Annotated in this window: 24 protein-coding genes and 1 other annotated feature; of the genes, 11 read left to right on the top strand and 13 right to left on the bottom strand. The window is 50.9% G+C overall.

Annotated elements, in window-relative coordinates; translation table 11 throughout:
* Positions 1-13: 13 nt before the first annotated feature.
* On the bottom strand, positions 14-1,204 hold the full coding sequence (locus ACNA6I_RS03365) for an acetyl-CoA C-acetyltransferase (protein WP_416312955.1): 1,191 nt from the start codon (positions 1,202-1,204) through the stop codon (positions 14-16).
* Between the two features lie 169 nt (positions 1,205-1,373).
* On the opposite strand from ACNA6I_RS03365, the gene ACNA6I_RS03360 reads away from it, so the two are divergent.
* The 4 genes from ACNA6I_RS03360 (at position 1,374) to ACNA6I_RS03345 (ending at position 4,905) form a co-directional block, all read left to right on the top strand.
* A complete protein-coding gene (locus ACNA6I_RS03360; RefSeq protein WP_048005954.1) occupies positions 1,374-2,264 on the top strand; it encodes a hydroxymethylglutaryl-CoA lyase in 891 nt (296 codons plus the stop codon).
* 121 nt (positions 2,265-2,385) lie between these two features.
* Entirely contained in the window at positions 2,386-3,303 is a 918-nt protein-coding gene (locus ACNA6I_RS03355) for an alpha/beta hydrolase (protein WP_048005955.1), read from the top strand.
* Positions 3,300-4,202, top strand: coding sequence for an aminoglycoside phosphotransferase family protein (locus ACNA6I_RS03350; RefSeq protein ID WP_048005956.1), 903 nt, complete (start codon positions 3,300-3,302; stop codon positions 4,200-4,202). Before ACNA6I_RS03355 ends, ACNA6I_RS03350 begins: the two co-directional genes overlap by 4 nt.
* 19 nt (positions 4,203-4,221) lie before the next feature.
* Positions 4,222-4,905: a YjjG family noncanonical pyrimidine nucleotidase gene (locus ACNA6I_RS03345; protein WP_048005957.1), complete on the top strand. Its 684-nt coding sequence runs from the start codon at positions 4,222-4,224 to the stop codon at positions 4,903-4,905.
* A gap of 43 nt (positions 4,906-4,948) precedes the next feature.
* On the opposite strand, the gene ACNA6I_RS03340 is transcribed toward ACNA6I_RS03345, so the two are convergent.
* Positions 4,949-5,278 (bottom strand): iron-sulfur cluster biosynthesis family protein, encoded by a 330-nt coding sequence (locus tag ACNA6I_RS03340; RefSeq protein ID WP_048005958.1) that lies wholly within the window; start codon positions 5,276-5,278, stop codon positions 4,949-4,951.
* Between the two features lie 115 nt (positions 5,279-5,393).
* Between ACNA6I_RS03340 and ACNA6I_RS03335 the strand changes: the two genes are divergently transcribed.
* Positions 5,394-5,609, top strand: a complete 216-nt coding sequence (locus ACNA6I_RS03335) for a CDGSH iron-sulfur domain-containing protein (protein ID WP_048005959.1) — start codon at positions 5,394-5,396, stop codon at positions 5,607-5,609.
* Here the strand turns inward: ACNA6I_RS03335 and ACNA6I_RS03330 are convergent, their stop codons facing one another.
* Together ACNA6I_RS03330 and ACNA6I_RS03325 are read right to left on the bottom strand one after the other, a co-directional pair.
* The gene (locus ACNA6I_RS03330) at positions 5,610-5,942 is read right to left on the bottom strand and encodes a YolD-like family protein (protein ID WP_048005960.1); all 333 of its coding nucleotides are present in this window, start codon (positions 5,940-5,942) and stop codon (positions 5,610-5,612) included.
* A 20-nt stretch (positions 5,943-5,962) separates the two neighbouring features.
* Positions 5,963-7,249: a DNA polymerase thumb domain-containing protein gene (locus ACNA6I_RS03325; protein ID WP_231579001.1), complete on the bottom strand. Its 1,287-nt coding sequence runs from the start codon at positions 7,247-7,249 to the stop codon at positions 5,963-5,965.
* A gap of 395 nt (positions 7,250-7,644) precedes the next feature.
* Here ACNA6I_RS03325 and ACNA6I_RS03320 point away from each other — a divergent pair, with 395 nt between their 5' ends.
* The gene (locus ACNA6I_RS03320) at positions 7,645-7,830 is read left to right on the top strand and encodes a hypothetical protein (protein ID WP_156185311.1); all 186 of its coding nucleotides are present in this window, start codon (positions 7,645-7,647) and stop codon (positions 7,828-7,830) included.
* Here ACNA6I_RS03320 and ACNA6I_RS03315 read toward each other — a convergent pair.
* Positions 7,827-8,372, bottom strand: a complete 546-nt coding sequence (locus ACNA6I_RS03315) for a DUF402 domain-containing protein (RefSeq protein ID WP_048014729.1) — start codon at positions 8,370-8,372, stop codon at positions 7,827-7,829. The two genes, ACNA6I_RS03320 and ACNA6I_RS03315, sit on opposite strands and share 4 nt — an antisense overlap.
* Positions 8,373-8,479: 107 nt before the next feature.
* Between ACNA6I_RS03315 and ACNA6I_RS03310 the strand changes: the two genes are divergently transcribed.
* Entirely contained in the window at positions 8,480-9,421 is a 942-nt protein-coding gene (locus tag ACNA6I_RS03310; RefSeq protein WP_048014728.1) for an alpha/beta fold hydrolase, read from the top strand.
* 6 nt (positions 9,422-9,427) lie between these two features.
* Here the strand turns inward: ACNA6I_RS03310 and ACNA6I_RS03305 are convergent, their stop codons facing one another.
* The 3 genes from ACNA6I_RS03305 to ACNA6I_RS03295 form a co-directional block, all read right to left on the bottom strand.
* Complete coding sequence (locus ACNA6I_RS03305; RefSeq protein ID WP_048005965.1) at positions 9,428-9,952, bottom strand: hypothetical protein; 525 nt, start codon at positions 9,950-9,952, stop codon at positions 9,428-9,430.
* Between the two features lie 141 nt (positions 9,953-10,093).
* A complete protein-coding gene (locus ACNA6I_RS03300) occupies positions 10,094-10,888 on the bottom strand; it encodes an SDR family NAD(P)-dependent oxidoreductase (RefSeq protein ID WP_048005966.1) in 795 nt (264 codons plus the stop codon).
* 14 nt (positions 10,889-10,902) lie between these two features.
* Positions 10,903-11,796 (bottom strand): MBL fold metallo-hydrolase, encoded by an 894-nt coding sequence (locus ACNA6I_RS03295; protein WP_311284608.1) that lies wholly within the window; start codon positions 11,794-11,796, stop codon positions 10,903-10,905.
* 243 nt (positions 11,797-12,039) lie between these two features.
* Positions 12,040-12,249: a binding site (T-box leader), on the top strand.
* Positions 12,250-12,301: 52 nt separating this feature from the next.
* Here ACNA6I_RS03295 and proC point away from each other — a divergent pair.
* Both proC and namA read left to right on the top strand, forming a co-directional pair.
* Entirely contained in the window at positions 12,302-13,117 is an 816-nt protein-coding gene (gene proC, locus ACNA6I_RS03290; RefSeq protein WP_048005969.1) for a pyrroline-5-carboxylate reductase, read from the top strand.
* Between the two features lie 103 nt (positions 13,118-13,220).
* The gene (namA, locus tag ACNA6I_RS03285; protein ID WP_416312954.1) at positions 13,221-14,237 is read left to right on the top strand and encodes an NADPH dehydrogenase NamA; all 1,017 of its coding nucleotides are present in this window, start codon (positions 13,221-13,223) and stop codon (positions 14,235-14,237) included.
* Positions 14,238-14,347: 110 nt separating this feature from the next.
* Here the strand turns inward: namA and ACNA6I_RS03280 are convergent, their stop codons facing one another.
* Positions 14,348-15,100, bottom strand: a complete 753-nt coding sequence (locus tag ACNA6I_RS03280) for a GNAT family N-acetyltransferase (RefSeq protein ID WP_048005971.1) — start codon at positions 15,098-15,100, stop codon at positions 14,348-14,350.
* Positions 15,097-16,038, bottom strand: a complete 942-nt coding sequence (gene rnz / locus ACNA6I_RS03275) for a ribonuclease Z (RefSeq protein WP_048014745.1) — start codon at positions 16,036-16,038, stop codon at positions 15,097-15,099. The genes ACNA6I_RS03280 and rnz overlap by 4 nt, the downstream gene beginning before the upstream one ends.
* A gap of 242 nt (positions 16,039-16,280) precedes the next feature.
* On the opposite strand from rnz, the gene zwf reads away from it, so the two are divergent.
* Positions 16,281-17,783 (top strand): glucose-6-phosphate dehydrogenase, encoded by a 1,503-nt coding sequence (gene zwf / locus ACNA6I_RS03270; RefSeq protein WP_048005972.1) that lies wholly within the window; start codon positions 16,281-16,283, stop codon positions 17,781-17,783.
* Positions 17,784-17,810: 27 nt separating this feature from the next.
* Positions 17,811-18,431 (top strand): cyclase family protein, encoded by a 621-nt coding sequence (locus tag ACNA6I_RS03265; RefSeq protein ID WP_048005973.1) that lies wholly within the window; start codon positions 17,811-17,813, stop codon positions 18,429-18,431.
* 619 nt (positions 18,432-19,050) lie between these two features.
* Here ACNA6I_RS03265 and ACNA6I_RS03260 read toward each other — a convergent pair.
* From ACNA6I_RS03260 to ACNA6I_RS03250, 3 genes are all read right to left on the bottom strand, one after another.
* The gene (locus ACNA6I_RS03260) at positions 19,051-20,301 is read right to left on the bottom strand and encodes a DNA polymerase IV (protein WP_048005975.1); all 1,251 of its coding nucleotides are present in this window, start codon (positions 20,299-20,301) and stop codon (positions 19,051-19,053) included.
* 15 nt (positions 20,302-20,316) lie between these two features.
* On the bottom strand, positions 20,317-20,784 hold the full coding sequence (locus ACNA6I_RS03255) for a chemotaxis protein CheW (protein ID WP_416312953.1): 468 nt from the start codon (positions 20,782-20,784) through the stop codon (positions 20,317-20,319).
* A gap of 137 nt (positions 20,785-20,921) precedes the next feature.
* Positions 20,922-22,049, bottom strand: a complete 1,128-nt coding sequence (locus ACNA6I_RS03250; protein WP_048005977.1) for a tripeptidase T — start codon at positions 22,047-22,049, stop codon at positions 20,922-20,924.
* Between the last annotated feature and the right edge of the window lie 28 nt (positions 22,050-22,077).

Below are 22,077 nucleotides of genomic sequence, written 5' to 3'. Positions count from 1 at the left end.
GTTCCCTCCCATTCTATTGATTCAGTTCAACGATCGTCGCAACGCCCTGGCCTCCACCAATGCAAAGCGTAGCAAGACCGTGGGTGACATTTCGCTTCTTCATCTCGTGAATGAGGGTCACAAGGATCCTGGTCCCGCTCGCACCGATCGGGTGGCCGAGGGCAATCGCCCCTCCATTCACATTCAGGCGCTCCTTATCGAAATGAAGCTCTTTATCAACAGCAAGGGACTGAGCCGCGAACGCTTCATTCGCTTCTACGAGACCCATGTCTTCAAGGCTCATCCCTGTCTTCTCCATGACTCTCTTCACCGCCGAAACCGGTCCGATTCCCATCACACTCGGGTCGACGCCTGCATTGGCATTCCCTTTGATCACGACAAGGGGGATGATCCCCAGCTCATCCGCCTTCTTCCTGGACATGACCAACACTGCTGCTGCACCGTCATTGATGCCCGACGCATTTCCCGCCGTGACCGTCCCTTCTTTTTTGAAGGCCGGGCGGAGCTTGGATAACCCTTCAGCCGTCGAGCCTTTCCTCGGGAACTCATCCTGACGGAATACGACTGCTTCCCCTTTTCGCTGCGGTATTTCCACCGGCACGATCTCATCGTCGAATCTTCCTTCTTCGATGGCGGATACAGCTTTTTGCTGACTCCATGCCGCAAATTCATCCTGCTCTTCCCTCGTCAGTCCATATCGATTACACAGATTCTCAGCCGTGACGCCCATATGGTAATCATTGAAGGCACACCAGAGCCCGTCAGAGATCATGCTGTCGACGACCTTCTGATCCCCCATCTTATAGCCGTCCCTTGCCCCTTTTAATAAATACGGGGCCATGCTCATATTCTCCATCCCTCCGGCAACGACGATATCGGCATCACCCGCAAGGATGGCCTGCGTTGCCAGGTGGACAGTTTTAAGGCCGGAGCCGCATACTTTATTGATGGTCATGGCGGGGACGGTTTCCGGCAGTCCAGCCTTGATGGAAGCCTGACGTGCAGGGTTCTGCCCGAGGCCTGCCTGGAGCACATTCCCCATGATCACTTCATCAACCTGATCGGGGTCCACCCCCGCTTTATCCAATGCTTCTCTAATCACGATGGCACCAAGGTCCGGCGCCGATACGCCCTTCAGCGAACCGTTGAATGCCCCTATTGCTGTCCGCACCGCACTGACGATCACCACTTCATTCGACATCATTCTTCCTCCCTTTCTTACAATCTGGTGTGTTTTTAAGAGAGTTCGACCATAAAAACATTCCCATCATACAGTTTTCGATGAAAGCGGTTAAATTCCTCTAAATTTGACGAAAAATTTTTAGTTGATTTATATATTAGAATATTTCTACAATAGAGGCAGGAGGGAGATTATGAAACTACCTAAACAAGTGACGATCATCGAAGTCGGCCCCCGGGACGGACTTCAAAACGAACAGAACTTTGTGCCCACTGAAGTAAAAGCTGCCTTCATACGGAAGCTCAAGGCTTCAGGGATCAAAGAGATGGAACTGACTTCCTTCGTTTCCCCGAAGTGGGTGCCCCAGATGCAGGACGCATATGATATTGTGGAAAACTGTCTGACGGAGGATTCTCGTGACATCGTTTTGGCGCCGAACCGGAAAGGGGTCGAACGCGTCTATGAAACGGGGTGTCGTGCCATCGCCGTCTTCGTGGGCGTAAGCTCGGGATTCAATCGGAAGAATATCAACAAGTCGACGGAAGAGGCTCTTGAGGAGATCCTGCCTCTGGTCAAGCAAATGAAGGAACGGGGCTATTTCGTCCGTGCCTGCATCTCGACGGCATTTCACTGTCCTTATGAAGGGAAAGTTGATCCGTATGAGACCCTAGCCATCTGTAAGGCGTTCCGTGATGCCGGTGTGGATGAGCTGAGCGTCGCAGATACGATCGGGAAAGCGGATCCGCTCGAAGCATTCTCGCTCTTTTCCCTGTTGAAGCGTGAATTGCCCGACGTGCTCATGACGGCGCATTTCCACGACACCCGGAAGATGGCCCTGCCCAATATCCTTGCTTCCATGCAGGCAGGCGTCACCAGATTCGATTCTTCTGCAGGTGGTCTCGGAGGTTGTCCTTTTGCCCCAGGTGCCACAGGAAATGTTGCAACGGAAGACGTCGTTTATATGCTGGACTCCATGGGGATCTCCACCGGCATTGATCTTGAAAAATTGACCGAGGCCATACGGGAGGTCTCCCCTCATATTTCACGGAAAATTGAAAGCGGTTACTATAATCTAAGTCTTTGATTTCCCCTTCAGCGCTCCCTTTGGGTGGCGCTCTTTTTGTATCTGTGGAGTGCTCTCCGTTTCTCTTTTTAGCCCGATTTGCTAAGATGGAAGAAAATGATTCTTCGAGGTGAGCCATTAGATGAAGAAGAAGTTAGCCGTACTGGGAGGCGCCGTCTCCACATTGGGCCTGCTCGGTCTATACATAACCAATCGCTTCATGTATCTGCCCAAAAAAGAGGAAAAGGACATTTACGAACGTGAAATCCAGGCAAACCGCCTGATTGAACATGAATACAATACCCTTCCGAAACAGGAAGTGACCATCACCTCCCCCTTTGGATATTCCATCAACGCCGTCTTCATCACCCCCTACCCAAAGGGCAAATTCATGATCTTCTGCCACGGTGTGACGGAGAACAGATGGAACTCGGTGAAGTATATGAACCTATTCCTTAAGAGAGGCTACAATGCGGTCCTCTATGACCATCGACGACACGGCGAGTCCGGCGGGAAGTCGACGAGCTACGGATATTTCGAGAAGCAAGATCTGAAGGCTGTGGTGGACGAATTGATCCGTCGCGAAGGCGACGATGTGCACTTCGGTATCCACGGGGAATCCATGGGGGCCGCCACCCTCCTTCTTTATGCGGGCAGCGTCGAGGACAGGGCAGATTTCTATATCGCGGATTGTCCTTATTCGGACTTCGGTCAGCAGCTGACCTACCGGATGAGCGCGGAGGTGAAGCTCCCATCCAAAGCGGTCCTCCCCCTTATCAACGGGATGCTGAAGCTCCGGGAAGGGTATACCTTGAAGGACATTGCACCCCTCGCCGTCGTGGACCGGATCAAAAAACCCGTCCTCTTCATCCACAGTGCCGACGATGATTTCATCCTGCCTCGGATGACGGAAGAGCTCTTCGAAAAGAAGAAGGGACCCAAACAGCTGTTTCTGGATTTCAAAGGTGCACACGCCCAATCGTATAATGATAATCCCGAAAAATACGAAGAAGTCATCGACGAGTTCCTTCAGCGTTTCACCGAAGGCGGTGAATCATGATCCCTAAGGCATTTGCTGAAAAGATGGTGGCTATGCACGGGGAGCGGGGCGTGGAATGGATCCGCCGGACGGAAGGCCTGCTCGCTTCAATCAAGGATGAGGGCACTCTCACATTCGGGGACCCATTCGACCTCAGCTACAACTTCGTCATCCCTGCATCTGATGGCACTCACGACTACGTGTTGAAGACAGGATTCCCCGGCCAGGAATTCACCCATGAATACCAGGCTCTCCAAGCCTTTGAAGGGCCGGGTGTGGTCAAGTTGATGGAAGGCAAACCGGAAGAAGGCTGGATGCTCCTTGATCTTGTAAAGCCCGGAACCCCTCTCCACACCATAAAGGAGGAAGCGGACGTGCTGGCGATCTGGTCTGAATGCGCAGGGGCGCTTTGGCATCAGCTTCCAGACGGTGCGGATTTCCCGACGGTCTCAGATTGGTCAAGGGGCCTCGCCAGGCTCCGTGATCGCTTCGGCGGCGGAACCGGCCCCATTCCGGAGTATCTGGTTGAAAAGGCCGAAACTCTTTTCCCCGAGTTGCTTTCAACAGCCGGTCCCCTTTATCTTTTGCACGGTGATCTGCATCACGGCAATATCCTGCATTCAGACAGGGACGGCTGGACGGTCATCGATCCGAAAGGACTGATCGGAGAGCGGGAGTATGACTGCATCCAGTTCATGCTCAATCATTGGCAAGACCACCCGGAACCCCTTTTGCTCCTCGCTTTGAGGGCCGGGACGCTCGCATCCTCCCTTTCCCTTTCATACGGGAGATTGATTCGCTATGGTCTTTGCCACTCTATACTCTCTGCCAGCTGGTGCACGGAAGACGGCGTCGGCGATCCGTCCAACGGCATTGAACTGGCCAAATTATTCGATACGCTCATCCAAGACGAACACTGACAGAAGGAGACACGACACCATGACATTCTATAAGACTTTATTTTTTGACGTAGACGACACGCTGCTGGACTTTAAAGCTGCGGAAGAAGAGGCCATCACCCTCCTCTTCACAGAACATGGGATACCCCTTGCGGAGGAGACAAGATCCCGTTATTCAATCCTCAATCAATCCCTATGGCGAGATCATGAACAAGGAAAACTTGATCGGGATACGCTCCTCAACACCCGATTCTCTCTCTTTTTCAAGGAGCTCGGACAAGAAGTCGACGGGAAGGCTCTCGGCGAACAGTATCGCTCCTATCTCGAAAGGGGGGATCAGCTCATGGACGGCGCTCTTGAGACCATCACGGCCCTGAAGGAAGATCATGATCTTTACATCGTCACCAACGGGGTGTCGAAAACCCAGTATAAGCGCCTCGCTTCTTCCGGCCTTCATCCCTTATTCCTTGAAATCTTCGTATCCGAAGACACCGGCTTCCAAAAGCCGATGAAAGAATTCTTCGACCACGTCTTTGCACGGATCCCGGGCCTTGACCGGTCGGGGAGCCTCATCATCGGCGACTCCCTGACGGCAGACATCCAAGGGGGATCCATGAGCGGGATCGATACCTGCTGGTACAACCCCTCTGGTAAGCCGAATGACAGCGGAATCGTTCCTACTTATGAAATTCGCGACCTCCGGGAGCTTTTGAAGCTTCTATAAATAAACGCCCCGCATCCTCTTGGTGGATGCGGGGCGTTCCGGTTCATTCCGGGAACAGCACAAAGTTCATTCGTCCGTTGATGATCTGACCCGGGCTTTTCAGTTGGAAAGTGTTGCTTGAAGGTGAAAAATCGATTTTTAACTGTTCGTCAAGGAAGACCATCTTGGACTTCTCCACAAGGATGGGGCCCTCATTCGTCTCGATCACAAGATCCTCGCCTTCCACCGGCTCATGTACATACCAAAGCGTCGGAATCCCGCTGACGACGCACCCGCATCCCTCTGTGTCATACTTTAATTTTATATGGCCTTCCCGGCCGGAAATTTTCTGTTCGATGATTTCACTTGCTTTTTCGGTCCACTCAATTTTCATCTTGTCTGCCTCCTTTACCCTTCCATACTATCATAGTTGGAGAAGACGTATTGCAATTTCGGCTCAGTCCCTATACTATCAAAGAGATTACACGATTTTGAAAGGGTGGATGACAATGTCAAAAGCACAGATCAAAGTGAACGATAACGGGTCTTTCCGGGTCAGCGGGGATGTTGAACTCGTAGATGCCGACGGGAATGTATTCCCAACAAAACCGGTATTCACCCTATGCCGATGCGGCATGTCTGCGAATATGCCGTTTTGCGACGCATCCCACAAAGGGAAATTCGACTCCTGCGTGCGCGCCGAAAAAGTCCTGGACGAAGAATAATCACTCATCGATCCGGATATCTGCTATGTCAGCTAGCCGGATCGCATGGACCTCACCGAAGCGATCCACTACACGGAGCTTCCCCTCAAGGGAATCTGCGTGGTGAATTTCCCCGATGAGGAGGCGATGCCGCTCCCTTTCATAATGAGTGATCATCACACTCCTGCCATATTCCACCGCTTCTGTCACCACTTCATTCATCATCTCTAACTCCTGTTCATCCAGCTCCCTTCGCTTTTCAAACGAGTCTTCCTCCGCCCAATCCCTCAGCATTTTCACATGCTCGGGAAGCATCATCGATGTCCACTTGATTTTCCCACGATCGCGAATCATCCCATTCACCTCTCATTCCTCTACGATTTATGACCGCCGACCAGCTTCGCCCGGTGGCGTGCCGTCCCGGCCGCCGTGTAGGAAACCGCCCTCAGGAGGGAAGAAGATCCATATTTATTCCGGATCCCGTCCACCACATAGCCGAGCCTTTTCAGTTCCGGGCGCTTCAAGTCGAAAAGCGACATTTGAAGCGGGCCGTCTTCCACGATATTGGATAACGTAATGGATAATTTCCGGACGGTCCTTCCGCTGTAATTCTCTTCAAACAGCTCCAGGCAGGTCCGGTAGATCTCCATCGTGATGTTCGTCGGCTCCTCCACCGTCCTGGACCGGTGGAACCCTCCGCCGAATTCTTCATGACTGTACCCGAGGCCGAAGCTGATGGTCCTTCCCGCCTTTTTATGGGAACGTGCGCGCCGGGCGACCTCTTCACACATCTCCAGGATGACATGCTTGATTTCTTCCTTCTCTTTATAATCCCGAAGCAGGATCTGGCCTTTACCGAAGCTCACCTGTCCCTCCATGATGGGGGCCCCGATTTCAGACAGGTCCACCCCCCATGCATGATGGTACAGCTGATTCCCCATGATCCCGAATTTCGCTTCAAGTTTCCCGAGCTCATACTGGGCAAGCTGCCCCACCGAAAAGATCCCCATTCGGTTCAGTGTCTTTTCAAGGCGTTTGCCGATCCCCCACATCTCGCTCAAAGGAGAAAGCGGCCATAATTTTTCCGGGACATCTTCATACGTCCACTCGGCGATCCCCCTGGATTTCGCATCAAGGTCAAGGCAAAGCTTGGCAAGAAGCATATTCGGTCCGATCCCGATGGCACAAGGGAGCTGAAACTCCCTCTCCATATCGTCCTGGATCTTACGGGCGATTTCTTCCGCTCCGCCCCACAGTCCCATTGCCCCATCGATCTTGATGAAACTCTCATCCACGCTGTACGTATGAATGGCCTCCTTCGGGACGTAACGGTGGAACAGCTTCGTGATCTCCATGGAAATCCGGACATAAGTCGCCATCTTCGGTTCCACCAAGCAGATCCGATCATCCCGCGGGATTTCGTACATCCGCGCCCCGGTCTTGATCCCAAAGTCCTGCTTCAGCTTCGGTGAAGCCGCCAGCACGATGCTCCCCTGACGACTCTGATCCCCGACGACCGCCAGATAGCAATCAAGGGGATCAAGTCCCATCATCACAGCCGAACAACTGGCATAGAAGCTCTTCATATCGATGCACAAAATCTTTTGATGCGGAAGCCCGCTGTAATCGACACTCATCTCTCCCACCCCAAACCAGAACATTCGTTCCATATAGTATATGATGATTGTATACGAATATACGTTCCTATTTCAACAAAAATTATTGGTAAAAAGAAAAGCGGAGGGGGCTCGCACTGAGGCGACAAGCATAAGGCGAAGGCACCGGAAAGGCGGTCTTGGCCTTTTTGGTGGCTTTGACTTATGACCTCGAGCCTCAACCCGCCGGAGCTGGACATGAAGAAAAGCGGAGGCGGGTCGCCCTGCCCCGACAAGCATAAGGCGAAGGCACCGGAAAGGCGGTCTTGGCCTTTTTGAGATCTTTGACTTATGACCTCGAGCCTCAAGCCCCCGGAGCTAGACATAAAGAAAAAGCGAAAGGGACCTGAGGAGAATTGAACTTTTATGAATGGATTTAAAAATTCAAGGAAGGTAGTTAGTTGAGAATGACCCACTGGAGGATCTTATGGTTGGCAGAGAGCTGCTACAGCCCTCAGAAAGAGCGGAGAAAAGGAATGACGATGTGGATTTCGGGGGGATTTAACCGCCTTGGCCTGTTGCTGAAGATTGCCCGTAATCTTTTCGAACACCTTCCTGACCTGGGCCCCTCTTCAAGAATCGACTAAACATGCCTCAACCGGGATGAAAGCATCGCGCGATCTTCCCGCGCCTTCTCCAATAGGCAAAACTCACCACGTTTCACAGCCTGACTGATCCGTTTCAGTTCCTCCCATGCCCGGGAATGGGTCTTCCTATCGATCGCCCCGGTTTTCAACGCTTCATCAAGCTCCTCGGCATCGAGAATCTTCGTCTCACCCGAAGGCAGGACAACCAGATCCAGATACAGGTCATCCAACCAAGGGACGCCCCCATCCTCGCCGACTCCATCGCAAATATCAATATACCACTGGATGACCTCCCCTCTGTCATCGAACATCGTCGTTAAGGCGTATGAGCCATGATCGGGGAAGTGTTGGAGCCATTGGTACCCTTTATCCACCAGACATATGGGAAGATCGCCATAGTCTTTCCACAGCGGCTCCCTAACGTTCAGGAACTCAATCAAAGCAACCCGGCCTTCAAACCCTTCCCGCACTGTATCAGCCGCGGCATACCGTTTGTCCAGTATCCGCTCCCATCCTCTGCGATCTGCGAATTTCCTTTTCATCTTTCCACACCCCTTTCTATTAAAAAATGGTTTCCCTTTTAGCATATGAAGGGATTAAGGCACCTCTGTCGAATGGTAGGAGAGAAGAAAGACAAAGGAGGCTCACAATGGACAAGTGGATCCATCGCGTCATCACATGCTTGTTCTTTCCTGCAAGCCTGGTGAATATGATCGTGCGGTTGAAAGATAAAAAACCTCCCTATGGGAAGGTCATTCAGACAGCGAGAGGTGCTTTTCATGTAATCGAAAACGGAAGCGGACCAGTCACTGTCGTCTTTGATGCGGGTTTATCGGGCCATGCCATGCAGTGGCATAGGGTCCAGGAAGAATTGAGCAGATTCACCCATACCATTTCATTCGACCGCGGCGGGTATGGATGGAGCGAGCCCCGCCATGGAGCTCATGATGCGAAAGGTGCAGGGGAAGATCTTGATGCCATCCTGGATGCCCTCCATTGTCACTCCACCCTGTTGCTCGTCGCCCATTCCTATGGAGGCTTGAACGCAAGACTTTACAGCTCACTTCATCGAGAAAGGGTAAAGGGGCTCGTGTTGGTGGATACCGTCCATGAAGACCGGTATACGCTAAATGCCATGACCGATCGCAGAAGGAAGGAATGGAGGAACATGCTCCGTGGCATGCGGTTCGCCCACTATTTTTCACGGACGGGCTTCCCCCGCCTTTTCACGGAAAAGGTCGGCGGTGACTTTCTTTTTCCGGAACTGCAGGAATGGCACCCGGCGATCGGCTACCGACCCGAAGCATACGAAGCCGTCTTTAACGAATTGAAGGACAGCGCCCTGTCTGCTGAACAGATCCGTCATTGCCCTCCACTGGATCCCAGTCTGCCTCTTACACTGATCCAGGCCCGTCATACGGATCCCGAATGGCAAGGGTATGTAAAAAAGCTCAAGCTTCTGACAAAAGATCCGACGATCATTGAAACCCCACACGGCCATAGTATCCAGATGGAAAACCCCGCTCTGGTTACCGGAGCCATACTCGACACCCTCCGTGGGATCGAACACGAAGAGACCGGTCAAGCGTGACCGGTCTTACTGCGTGACAGGACGAGCGGGCACCATCACCCGTTCATGCTGGAGATTCACCATGACCCTCACGTCCGTCCCGATGGAAGGGTCCGTGAACCGCACATCATAAACCCCCGGCACCTCCTTGGTGACGGAGTGAAGGAGCACCTCTGAGAATCTCGGATCCTGAAGGACCAGCCGGACGGCGTGGCACTCCTTCATACTTCCCTCATCGGAGAAGAGGCTCATTTTTGCCGCCTCCGCCCTGCGCGGATGGGACTCGGAGATCTCCCCGTCTGCTTCTACCTTGATCTTATCCCCGAGACCCACGTCCTTCACCGGAATTTCATCCCCGTCCCCATTTATCACGACTGCATCTTGTACAGAAAACCATGTATCATTTATTAAAAGTTCTTGTGCTTCCACCTGGGTGACAAAGCCTATGTACGACCCACTGGACTGCCTATGTTCCGCCGCGTTCCCCATTCCGCAACCGGTCAACAGGACCATGGCGGTTACAAGCATCACAGCGATCGAAGAATTCTTCATAGACTCCCTCCCCTCCCTACTTTAGACGGATGAGCAGGGAAAAAGGTTTCATGAAAAATGAAAATTCCGAATAAAACGATCGACTATTGGTTCCGATTACAGTCCGAGTGAATTTCCTGATTAAGGTAGGAAAGCACCCAATCATTTTTTGAAAAAGAATCGATTCCCGACGGTTTCGATCAGGCCTGGGAACAGCTGGTAGAACAAACTTCCTGCGTTCATCCACCGCGGGAGATTGATTTCCCTCCTGGAAGTAAATAAGGCATGGATCACTTTATCGGCCACATCGTCCGGGTTCAACATCAACTTTTCGACATTTTTCACATAGGTGCCCGACTCATCCGCAATGGTAAAGAAGTCGGTGGCAATCGGACCGGGATTGACAGCCGTCACCAACACGCCGTACCGCTTCGCTTCCATCCTCAGACCGTTCGTGAATCCAAGGACCGCGTGCTTCGATGCCGAGTAGGCGCTTGATTTGGGCGATGCAAACTTCCCTGCCTGCGAAGCGATGTTGACGATATGACCGTAGCCCTGCTCTTTCATGATCGGCAGGACTTCACCGGTACATGCCATCAGTCCGAGGACGTTGACGTCGATCATCCCCTTCACTTCCTCAAAGGACACCTCATGGGCTTCTTTGAAGATTCCGAAGCCTGCATTATTGATCAGCACATGGATATGTCCGAACTCTGCCTTGATTTCCCCGAATGCCTTTCCTACCGCTTCATGGTTCCGTACATCAAGGGGATAGCCCACCACCTTGACACCGTATTGATCCCGAAGTTTTGTGGCCAACCCATCGATGAGCGGGGCGCGGCGTGCAATGAGGGCAAGATTCGCGCCGGATTCGGCGGCCTTTATCGCCATCCTCTCCCCGATTCCCCCGGAGGCACCGGTGATGATGATGGTTTTTCCTTGTATCTTAGAATTCATTGTGACTCCCTCGCTTAAGAAAAATAGTAGTACACCCCATGTTGTTTCTCTACTTTTATTCTATCCGATGCCTCAAGATAATCAAGCTGCCCGATTGTTTCGGATAAGGTGAGACCGAGCTCCTTCTTGTACACGGCAGGAAACAGCCTTTTGCAAATCTCGAAGGCCGTCATGGGGCGGGCCTGGATCATCGTTTGGACGGAAGCTGCCCGCTCTTCCTGCTTCCGCTTCCTTCTGACGATGAGTTCCTGTACATCCCGGACGTCCTCTCCGTGCCCTGTATACGCCACCGAAACAGGCAAGTTTGTCAGTTTATCGAGGGATTCATTATACTGCAACATGGGCTTCGGCCTTCCTCCGCCATTGAATAACGGTTCAATCAAAGGGTTGGGGGAAATATGCGCAAGGATGTGGTCGCCGGCAATGAGGGTACCATCCTCCTCACGATAGAAAGACAGGTGACTCTGAGCGTGTCCGGGGGTACCGATGATGGTCCACCCCGGAAGCCCGGGCAATTCTCCCCCTTCTTCTACGCAGCGGTCAAGCGGGCGATTCCCCATCAGGGTGAGAAGGTGTTCAAACGATGTGATCCTAGAAAGGATTTCTTCATCGACCCCCGATTCCCGGGCAAGGTCGAAAAAGAACGTGCCATATTCATCGAGAAAACCTGCATCCCTGTGCAGCCAGTGACGGTTATACGGATGGCCGATGATCTCCACCGAAGGGGCAAATCGCTCGACCAAGCCTGCATGATCAGGGTGATGATGGGTCAATACCACCTGTTCAATGTCCCCTGGCCCGTATCCCGCTTCACCTATCTGTGCAGTCAAGCTCTCCCACGCTTCTTCCGTAAGAGGGCCCACATCGACTAAAGTCAACGCGTCCCCTTTCAGTAGATAAACATTCACGTCCCCAACCGCATACGGTGTGGGTAAAGTGATTTTGGTTATGGTATCCTTCAATGTCTTTCACCTACAGTTAGATAGTTTTTTGGACCGGATGGCTTCAGCCGCCCCGCAAAAATGAATGGTCCTTCATTTCAGTGTACCCTGTAATCCTGCCCGTGTCATTTTTCTTTTTTCAGAATAAACTGAAATAAACCCTTGACAGACGGGTTGCCTATCGAAGATAATCACCTATAATACTAAACGGCCAAAGCGATGAGAAAGACAAGTAGCATGCTGACGATGTCAGAGAGCGGTATTCACCGGCTGCAAGATACCGCCATCCTCTCCGCATGCGAACCTACCTTTCGAGCGTCTTTAATAAAGAACGTGTTCCAGCGTTATTGGAAAATGAGTGTGCCCGTTCATCGGGCAAAACAAGGTGGTACCACGGGAGCAGATCCTTTCGTCCTTTTTCTGGATGAAGGGTCTGCTTTTTTATTTTTGGATTCTCAGGAGGGATGAATAGATGAACACATTATTTATTGGAGCAGGCTCAATGGCCTGCGCGTTGATGAGAGGGGCATTGAAATCCGGTGCGTTGAAAAAGGAAGATACGTATGCGCTCAATCGTTCGAATGAAGTGCGCATGAAGGAACTTGATGAATGGTTCGGTGTATCAAAACCGGGAAGGGGCCTATCATTTGACCTGGTGGTCCTTGCCATGAAACCGAAGGATTTTGACGAAGCGGCAGACGTGATCCGGAGCCATCTTTCCAGCCAAACCGTCATCCTGTCCGTTCTCGCAGGCATCCCGGTCTCCTATATTCGCGAAAAGCTCGGGTTCCTTGGGGGAATCGCCCGTGCCATGCCGAATACGAGTGCCGCCCTTGGGAAATCGGCGACCGCCGTGACCCTTGATCGGTTTGGCGATCGGGTCATGAAAGAGGCCGTCGTCCACCTGCTCGACTCGGTGGGTCTGACCGTGGAGGTGGAAGAACACCAGCTCGACCTGATCACCGCCTTATCAGGGAGCGGCCCTGCCTATATTTACTATATGGCGGAAATGATGCAGGCAACGGCCGTTGAACTCGGCCTCCCATCCGAGCTTGCACGGGATTTGACCATCCGCACGATCACCGGAGCAGGGGCCATGCTCGAAGAATCGGGACTGGACGCCGAGGAGCTGAGGAAAAATGTCACGAGCCCTGGTGGGACGACGGAAGCGGGAATTGAAGCGTTGAAGGCACACGGGGTGGAACATGCCCTGTTCGAGTGCATTTCCTCCGCACGCAATCGCTCCGAGGAACTGGGGAGAAAACTCATCAAAACGGAAAAAGACTGAAGCGTCCCGGAGCAGATTTCTTTCCCATCCTCATGCCGCGTTGATATAATCTTGTGCATCGGGAAAAATAAAATCCTGAACTGGCCGAATGGAGGGAAAAGAATTGAATCGAAAACTATTTCAACCATATACCATCAAAAATGTAGAATTGAAAAACCGCATCGTCATGGCGCCGATGTGCATGTACTCTTCCCATAATGAAGACGGAAAAATTGAGAACTGGCACCGCACGCACTACACGAGCAGGGCTGTAGGAGGAGCAGGGCTGATCATACAGGAAGCTACTGCCGTCACACCCCAGGGTCGCATTTCCCCTCAAGACCTTGGAATCTGGAGTGATGATCACCTCGAAGGACTGACAGAGCTTGTCTCTCTCATGAAGGAACAAGGGGCCAAAACCGGCATCCAGCTTGCCCACGCCGGAAGGAAAGCCGTCCTTGAAGGGGATATCCTCGCACCGTCCGCCATCGCCTTCAACGACGACATGAAAACGCCTGTTGCCATGACGACCGAACAGATCAAAGAAACGGTCACAGCGTTCAAAAATGGTGCTGAGCGTGCCAAAAAAGCCGGATTCGATGTGATTGAAATCCACGGCGCCCACGGCTATCTCGTCAATGAGTTCCTGTCCCCCCTCTCCAACAGACGGGAGGATGAATACGGAGGGAGCGCAGAAAACCGCTACCGCTTCCTGAAGGAAATCATCGCCGGGGTCAAAACCGTATGGGACGGTCCCCTCTTCGTCCGTGTGTCGGCGAAGGATTACCATGAGGAAGGCCTCGACGTGGATGATTACGTCGTCTTCTCCAAATGGATGAAGGAGCAGGGGGTCGACCTGATCGATGTCAGCTCTGGAGCCGTTGTTCCGGCACGGATCCCTGTCTTCCCCGGCTACCAGGTGAAACCGGCCGAACGCATCAAGCATGAGGCGGACATCGACACAGGTGCCGTCGGACTCATCACTTCGGGTCTTCAGGCAGAAGAGATCCTTCAGAATGAGCGCGCTGATCTCATCCTTCTCGGAAGAGAGCTGCTTCGGGATCCATACTGGCCGCGTACGGCAGCAAAAGAACTCGGTTACGAAATCACCCCACCCGTTCAATATGAACGCGGCTGGTAAGGCATACGCAAACCAAGGAGGGCATGTCATCGACATGGCCCTTCCTTATGTCTCCGATCACCCAAAGAAACCGGCTTCCCTGTAGAAGGAAGCCGGTTTTTTTGGGTGTATTATTCGGTGTAGATCTTTTGAATTTCATATTGAAAACCCTGATACCGATAATTTTGCTTCTGATACATCTCCCGCGGCGTATCTTCCCCGTCCGCAACAAGGATCACGGTACAATCCGGATAAAGTTCCATAACCCTTTGCTGCAGTCTCGAGGCTATCCCTTTTTTCCGATAATCCTCATGTACCATCAGACCATCGATTTCGGCCGTTCCTTCTTTCAGGATCACGTCGACGGAACCCGCAGGCTTTCCTTGGTAATAAGCGAGGAGCTGGGTGACATGGTCATCATCGAAATGTTGGCGATGGACGGTCACCTTTCCCTTGGCGAATGATTCACCGTAGATCAGATCCTGTTCATATTGAAACGCAAGGTAATCGTCGAGGTCGCTGATGACTTCAACCCTTATATCCGGGTCGTCTTCCATACGGGGGAAATCCTTCGGGTGGATTGCGTAAAGCTCCGTGAAGCTGATCTCAAATCCCCTGGAGGCCAAATGATCAGACAATCCATCAATCGGCTTCTTATTCTCAGGGAGATGGAACTTCACATGCTTTTGCCCCCTTGCAGCATGATAGGCTTTTAAGTAATCCGCCACTTCCCTGAATTCCTCCAGGCGGGGCGCCCGGAAGAATTCAATATAATTGCTGCTGTACCTTTCAAGGAACTCCGGGTCATGGACATGTTTGTACAGTTCATTTTCTTTCACTAAACGGCCATCACGATGGATGTTTTTATAGGTGATATGCGTCATGATTGTTCCTCCATTGCTTTACGCGGTACGGTATATTCCAACAGGTCCTGTGCCATCATGGTTTCAGGGAAGATCTCTTGTGCTTCCTGTACCAGTTCCGGCCATGCTTCTTTCGCGTAGCGGGACGATATATGGGTGAGGAACAGAACCCCCGCCCCGGCATCACGTGCCGTTGCCGCCGCCTGTGCAGTGGTGGAATGGAAATAATCCCTCGCCATCTGCTCCTGGTCCCTGTTAAATGTGGCTTCATGGATGAGAAGATCTGCCGATTCAGCAAGTGCCCTTGAATTCGGACATACCCTGGTGTCACCGAGTATGGTTACGATGCGCCCCGGGACAGGGGGTCCGAGGAAATCCTTTCCATCGATGACTTTTCCGTTTTCAAGAGTGATCGTCTCTCCTGCCTTCAGTCGTTTGTAGATCGGACCGGGTGCGACTCCTGCCTCCCTCAGACGTTCGACTTGGAGGACGCCTGGTGCATCCTTCTCCGTGATTCTGAACCCGAAGGATTCAATTCCGTGATCGAGCTTGCGGGCTTCAACGGTGAATTGGTCATCACTGAAAATGATCCCTTCCCCGATTTCCACCACATGAAGGGGATAGCGAAGATGGGTCTTGCTGACGGACAGGGAAACCTCGATGAACGCTTTGATCCCTTCCGGTCCGTAAACCGTGAGTGGGGTCTCCCCTCCCTGGAAAGACCGGCTGCCGAGGAAACCAGGGAGCCCGAATATATGATCACCATGCAAATGCGAGAGGAAGATCTTTTCGATCCTTCTCGGCCGGATGTTCGTATGTAAGATCTGATGCTGTGTCGCTTCCCCACAATCGAAAAGCCAGATCGCCCCCCGTTCTTCCAAAAGCTTAAGGGCAACGCTTGACACATTGCGAAATTTGGCGGGCACGCCTGCACCCGTCCCTAAAAATTGCACATCCACGTTCTTCACCTCTATGTATTCTGTTCTTTCATCATAGCACATCTTTTCCTTTCCTATTACTAGTTGATATCGGAAAAGGGCCAATCTTTCATACTTTTATCATTTTGAGCCATTCTAATCAAAGGAGCTTTCCCAGTCAGGCAAAAGACTTGCTTATTGGAGGATTAGTTTTTACAATGAAATCATTGTACAAAAGAGGAAGTACCATGCCGGCTATACCGGCAAAAAGATAAAGTGAGGTCATGACATTGAATAATCAGCATACACCATCTTCTCTTATTACGATTTTCGGGGCGACTGGTGATCTAGCCAAGAGAAAACTATATCCATCCCTTTATCATTTATTTACAAAAGGAAAGATCTCCAAGCACTTTGCCGTCATCGGCATCGGGCGCAGGGAATGGTCGAACGAAACCTTCCAGGAGCACGTAAGAACCTCTGTACATAACGCAATCGGCAGTAATGAAAACATAGAAGAATTTGTATCCCATTTTTATTACCAGGCTCATGATGTATCAAGCGATGAATCATACAGGGAATTGAAAACCCTCTCGGATCAGCTGGATGAACAGTATCAGCTTGAAGGAAATCGCATCTTCTATCTCGCCATGGCACCTGAATTCTTCGGTACCATCACCGAGCAGCTCAAGAAGCAGGGCGTGACGGATGCAAAAGGCTTCCAACGTCTTGTGATCGAGAAACCATTCGGTCACGATCTTCCTTCTGCTGAAGCGCTGAATAAACAGATCCGCGAATCCTTCTCTGAAGACCAGATCTACCGCATCGATCATTATCTCGGTAAGGAAATGGTTCAAAATATCGAGGTTATCCGTTTCGCCAATGCCATGTTCGAACCGCTCTGGAACAACCGTTACATCTCAAACATCCAGGTGACTTCTTCGGAAGAGCTCGGTGTGGAAGATCGTGGCCGTTACTACGAGAAAAGCGGAGCCCTCCGTGACATGGTGCAGAATCACTTGATCCAGATGGTGGCCCTCCTTGCCATGGAACCGCCAATCAAGCTGACAACCGATGAGATCCGCAGCGAGAAGGTCCGCGTCCTTCGTTCCCTTCGTCCAATCGAAGGCGAAGAAGTGAAAGACTATTTCGTACGCGGTCAGTACGGTCCAGGTAAGATGCACGAAGAAGCTGTACCGGGCTACCGCGAAGCAGACAATGTTGATGATGAGTCCAACACCGAAACATTCGTTGCAGGGAAACTGATGATCGATAACTTCCGATGGGCAGGTGTGCCATTCTATATCAGGACGGGCAAGCGCATGGAAACAAAATCGACGAAAATCGTCGTGCAGTTCAAAGATATCCCGATGAATCTTTACTACAATCCCGGGAAACCACTTGCGCCGAACCTTTTGGTGATCCATATCCAACCTGAAGAGGGAATCACCCTTCACCTCAACGTTAAGAAAACCGGACAGGATATTGAAACGACTCCTGTCAAACTGAATTTTGCCAACCACGACCTGGATGGCATCAACACGCCGGAAGCATACGAAAAATTACTTCATGACTGCCTGAGGGGCGATGCAACAAACTTCACCCTGTGGGACGAAGTGAAATTATCATGGGCATTTGTTGACAAGATCTCTGAAATTTGGGAATCTACTCAACAGGAAGACTTTCCTAACTACCCTGCCGGCTCCATGGGTCCAAAGGCTGCAGACGAGCTATTGGATAAAGATGGTTTCAACTGGTGGCCGATAGGGAAACTTGATGTAGAATAACAATGATACTTGAAGGGTGAGGAAACAATGAAGATCTATGACGTAACAGCTCCAATCCACAGCGATATGCCGGTATACAAAAACAAGCCGGAAAAAAAGCCGTCCATCAAGACCGATACAAACGGACACGTAACGGAATCACGCATCTCCATCGACCTACATACCGGTACACATGTTGATGCTCCCCTCCATATGTTCAACGAAGGGGAAACAATCGAAACGATTGATATCAAACAACTTGTCAGACAGGTTAAAGTATTCGATCTGACAGATGCAGAAGAAAATATTTCCTACGACGATATCAAAGACCTAGATATCGAAGAAAATGATTTTGTCATCTTCAAGACGAAGAACTCATGGGATGAAGAGTTCAACTTCGAATTCATCTATGTAGCCGCAGATGCCGCCAAGCACCTTGCAGAGAAAAAGATTGCAGGTGTCGCCATCGATGCGCTCGGCATCGAACGTGCCCAGGAAGGTCATCCGACTCACCGCACATTGATGGGGAATGGAGTCATCATCATGGAAGGTCTCCGACTCAAAGACATTGAACCGGGACAATACTTCATGGTCGCAGCTCCCCTCAACGTACAGAAAACCGACGCTTCTCCTGCAAGGGTCCTCTTGTTTGATGAAATGATCGGATAAACACGAAAAAGGGTACCAAATCGATCAGATTTGGTACCCTTTCTGTATAGATGAGTGCTACTCAAAGGTAAAGTAACCCACACACAGGATGCATAACCCTGAACAAATCAGTACTAAAAACAGCTTTCTTATATACCATGGGAACAGATGGATCAAATACATTAGGATCTCCCCTAAAATGCTCCCTGAATCGGCATGTAACAGGTCACTTTGATAAAACTCTTTCCCCTTAACCGAGAAAAAAATCAGACTAAGAAAAGAAAAAGCGGAAAATAGCATCATTAGAATATCCATATAGACTCCTCTATCATCCTTCGATTTAGCTTGCGTGTTGCCGCTCTCGGTCATGGAATACTGATATGCCCATTTCACCATACTATTTAACGCTTGATGATAAAGGCAAAAGGAAACTTCTTTGCGGATAACAGCGTACAGGGAACGTAATCTTTCAGTCAGTACGGGGAAGCTTTGCCCCTCTACGGTTCAATCCATCATCACACCATGCCTTGAGTGTAATTCATGAGTCAAACAAAAGTAAAGGGTTCAAATCGTATGCGATTTGAACCCTTTGTTACCATTCATAATCATTCGGACCCTTCCCCCTACTGAGAGGATTCCTCTATTCTCTAAGAAAATCCTTGTTAAAGCTTGTGTCAGTTTTCGTGTCAGTCCGGGCGCCTTTACTTCCTTTAATGCCCCTTGCAATGGAATCTTTTCCGTACTTGTCCTGGAGTTCGGAAACGACTTTGTACAGCGGCTCTTTTTCTGCTTCTTTTTTGTAGGAAAAAAGGTCAAGCTGTTCTGTGGCTTCGCTCTTTTCCACTACATCCTGGGCTGTGACCCCGAGGAGCCTGACAGGTTCCCCGTTCCAATGTTTCATGAACAGGGCCTTTGCCACTGCGAAGATATCCTCTTTCTTTCCTATCGGATTCTCAAGTTTCCGGCTTCTGGTGATGGACTTCCTGAACTTGTCCTTGATCATCACCTGAATCGTCATCCCGAGGACATCCTTCTGATGGAGCCTTGAGGCGACTTTCTCACTGAGTTGCAATATGACGGCCAACAGATCGTGTTGATTGGTGGTGTCTTTAGGGAGAGTAGTGGAGTTCCCCACACTTTTATAATCATAGATTGAATCGGGATCCACGATCCGCCTGTCAATCCCATTGGCTTTTTCCTTAAGCCGGAGCCCGTTGATTCCCAGGCGGGACTTCAGTTGGATATCATTTGCGAAGGCAAGGTCCCTGCATGTCTCGATCCCCATCCCGTTCAATTTCAACGCTGTTTTTTCCCCGATCCCGTGCATGTCGATGACCGGAAGCGGCCAGATTTTTGCGGGCAGGTCACGCTTCCTCAGCACCGTAATCCCCATGGGCTTCTTCATATCCGAAGCCGTCTTGGCCAGGAACTTATTGGGGGCGACACCGATACTGCAGGGAAGATCCAGCTGGGAAAGGATCTGTGATTGGATTTGTCCGGCGATTTCAATGGGTGAGCCCAGTTCGAACGAATCGGTGATATCCACATATCCCTCATCAATGGAAACGGGTTCCACGAGTTCGGAATATTGTCTTAAAATATCAAACATGCCTTTGGAAGCAGATCGGTAGCGCTCGAAATTCGGACGCATGACAATCAGCTCCGGACAGAGTCTTTTCGCCTCCCAGACAGGCATGGTGGTCTTTACACCGAATCCCCTCGCCTCATAGCTGCATGTGACGACGATTCCCCTCCGCTCCTCGGGGTTACCGGCGATGGCCAACGGTTTCCCTTTCAAAGAGGGATCATACGCCATCTCCACGGATGCGTAGAAGCTGTTCATATCGACATGGAGGATCACCCGTCCATTTTTAGGATAAAAATTTCTCATACGATCGCGTCTTTCTTAGTTGGATTGCACTTCTTGTTCCGTGACATAGGCTTGGATCTCAGGAACACCCTTCAGTCCGGCCACCAATCGATCAGGATCGATCTGGGTGAGCATGCGATCCTCGAGATTGATGATGCCTGAGAAGTAGTCTGCCTTCCCATATGCAAGCAGACCGACCTGGGTGAGGGCTTCATCGGAATACTCCATGATTTCCTTGGCTTCTTTCACAAGGAGCCCGAACGGCATGATTTCACTCTTCACCACGATAAGAAACGCATTTGTCCGGTCCAGTGATGAAGAATAAAGGATTTCTGCAAGGTCAAAGACAGGAATGAGCTCTCCCCTTACCTTCGTCACCCCAAGCACAAATGATGGGAGATGGGGGATCGGGTTGATCCCCTCCGATTTTTCAATGGAAACAATGGTATCAACGGGTAGAGCATACTCTTCCTTACCTGCGTGAAAAACAATGACTTTAATCATGAACTGACTCTCCTCTCCGTCCTTCGACCTGGACGCTCTTCTTCCTTTTAATGTACCATAGATTGCCATGTAAGGGGAGTCAGAACAAAAGGTCCACCAGCAAACGCGCTGATGAACCTTCCTCCTTAAATCCGGAATTAGTTAGATGCCGCTGCTTCTTCTACGATGGCGATGACCATCTCAGCCAATTTATACAGCTCTTCTACAGGCATTCTTTCATTTTTTGTGTGGATTTCTTCATATCCTACCGCGAGATTGACCGTCGGGATGCCGAACCCTGCGATGACGTTCGCATCACTGCCCCCGCCGCTTGTTTGAAGCTCACTCGGGCGTCCCACTTTCGCTGCGGCACGTTTTGCCACTTCTACGACTTCATCCCCATCGGAGAACTTGAATCCCGGGTACATGACTTCGATCTCCACTTCTGCTTTACCACCCATTTCGTCGGCAGCTGCATGGAATGCTTCTTTCATTTTTTCTACTTGAGCTTCCATTTTTTCAGGTACAAGGGAGCGTGCTTCTGCAAGGATATCGACTTGCTCGCAAACGATATTCGTTGCCTTTCCGCCTTCGAAGCGTCCGATATTCGCCGTCGTTTCTTCATCGATACGACCGAGTGGCATCTTCGAGATGGCTTTTGAAGCGATGGTAATGGCGGATACACCTTTTTCAGGAGCAACCCCGGCGTGTGCCGTAATGCCGTAGATTGTCGCTTTCACTTTTGCCTGGGTCGGCGCAGCCACGATGATGTTGCCGACTTTCCCGTCGCTGTCGAGGGCAAAGCCGTACTTCGCCTTCACGAGTGAAGAGTCGAGGGCTTTTGCTCCGACGAGGCCGGATTCTTCCCCTGCGGTGATGATGAACTGGATATCACCGTGCTCGATGTTATTTTCTTTCAGCACTCTTACGACTTCAAGCATCGTAGCAAGACCTGTCTTATCATCGGCCCCAAGGATGGTCGTACCATCCGAATAGATATAGCCATCTTCCTTCAGTTCAGGCTTGACGCCCTTAGCAGGAACGACAGTATCCATATGGGATGTGAAGTAGATCGTATCTGCACCTTCCTTTGTCCCTTTGAGGTTGCAGATCAAGTTACCGGCACCGTGTCCTGTTACACCTGTCGTGTCATCCTCGAACACATCGACGCCAAGTTCGGTGAATTTTGCAGTCAATACTTTTGCAATTTCCGCTTCGTCCTTTGTTTCAGAATCGATCTGCACCAATTCCATGAATTCATTCAATAAACGCTCTTGATTGATCATATTCGTACCTCCAACATTATGTAATCAC

Source organism: Rossellomorea sp. FS2 (genome assembly GCF_047915635.1).
Taxonomy (GTDB): domain Bacteria; phylum Bacillota; class Bacilli; order Bacillales; family Bacillaceae_B; genus Rossellomorea; species Rossellomorea marisflavi_A.
This window is presented reverse-complemented; position numbering and strand designations above follow the sequence as displayed.

Bases quoted from the DNA above. Each gene is read 5' to 3' on its own strand.
- ACNA6I_RS03365 (WP_416312955.1), bottom strand. From the start codon at position 1,204: ATGATGTCGAATGAAGTGGTGATCGTCAGTGCGGTGCGGACAGCAATA.
- ACNA6I_RS03360 (WP_048005954.1), top strand. From the start codon at position 1,374: ATGAAACTACCTAAACAAGTGACGATCATCGAAGTCGGCCCCCGGGAC.
- ACNA6I_RS03355 (WP_048005955.1), top strand. From the start codon at position 2,386: ATGAAGAAGAAGTTAGCCGTACTGGGAGGCGCCGTCTCCACATTGGGC.
- ACNA6I_RS03350 (WP_048005956.1), top strand. From the start codon at position 3,300: ATGATCCCTAAGGCATTTGCTGAAAAGATGGTGGCTATGCACGGGGAG.
- ACNA6I_RS03345 (WP_048005957.1), top strand. From the start codon at position 4,222: ATGACATTCTATAAGACTTTATTTTTTGACGTAGACGACACGCTGCTG.
- ACNA6I_RS03340 (WP_048005958.1), bottom strand. From the start codon at position 5,278: ATGAAAATTGAGTGGACCGAAAAAGCAAGTGAAATCATCGAACAGAAA.
- ACNA6I_RS03335 (WP_048005959.1), top strand. From the start codon at position 5,394: ATGTCAAAAGCACAGATCAAAGTGAACGATAACGGGTCTTTCCGGGTC.
- ACNA6I_RS03330 (WP_048005960.1), bottom strand. From the start codon at position 5,942: ATGATTCGCGATCGTGGGAAAATCAAGTGGACATCGATGATGCTTCCC.
- ACNA6I_RS03325 (WP_231579001.1), bottom strand. From the start codon at position 7,249: ATGTTCTGGTTTGGGGTGGGAGAGATGAGTGTCGATTACAGCGGGCTT.
- ACNA6I_RS03315 (WP_048014729.1), bottom strand. From the start codon at position 8,372: ATGAAAAGGAAATTCGCAGATCGCAGAGGATGGGAGCGGATACTGGAC.
- ACNA6I_RS03310 (WP_048014728.1), top strand. From the start codon at position 8,480: ATGGACAAGTGGATCCATCGCGTCATCACATGCTTGTTCTTTCCTGCA.
- ACNA6I_RS03305 (WP_048005965.1), bottom strand. From the start codon at position 9,952: ATGAAGAATTCTTCGATCGCTGTGATGCTTGTAACCGCCATGGTCCTG.
- ACNA6I_RS03300 (WP_048005966.1), bottom strand. From the start codon at position 10,888: ATGAATTCTAAGATACAAGGAAAAACCATCATCATCACCGGTGCCTCC.
- proC (WP_048005969.1), top strand. From the start codon at position 12,302: ATGAACACATTATTTATTGGAGCAGGCTCAATGGCCTGCGCGTTGATG.
- ACNA6I_RS03280 (WP_048005971.1), bottom strand. From the start codon at position 15,100: ATGACGCATATCACCTATAAAAACATCCATCGTGATGGCCGTTTAGTG.
- zwf (WP_048005972.1), top strand. From the start codon at position 16,281: ATGACATTGAATAATCAGCATACACCATCTTCTCTTATTACGATTTTC.
- ACNA6I_RS03265 (WP_048005973.1), top strand. From the start codon at position 17,811: ATGAAGATCTATGACGTAACAGCTCCAATCCACAGCGATATGCCGGTA.
- ACNA6I_RS03260 (WP_048005975.1), bottom strand. From the start codon at position 20,301: ATGAGAAATTTTTATCCTAAAAATGGACGGGTGATCCTCCATGTCGAT.
- ACNA6I_RS03255 (WP_416312953.1), bottom strand. From the start codon at position 20,784: ATGATTAAAGTCATTGTTTTTCACGCAGGTAAGGAAGAGTATGCTCTA.
- ACNA6I_RS03250 (WP_048005977.1), bottom strand. From the start codon at position 22,049: ATGATCAATCAAGAGCGTTTATTGAATGAATTCATGGAATTGGTGCAG.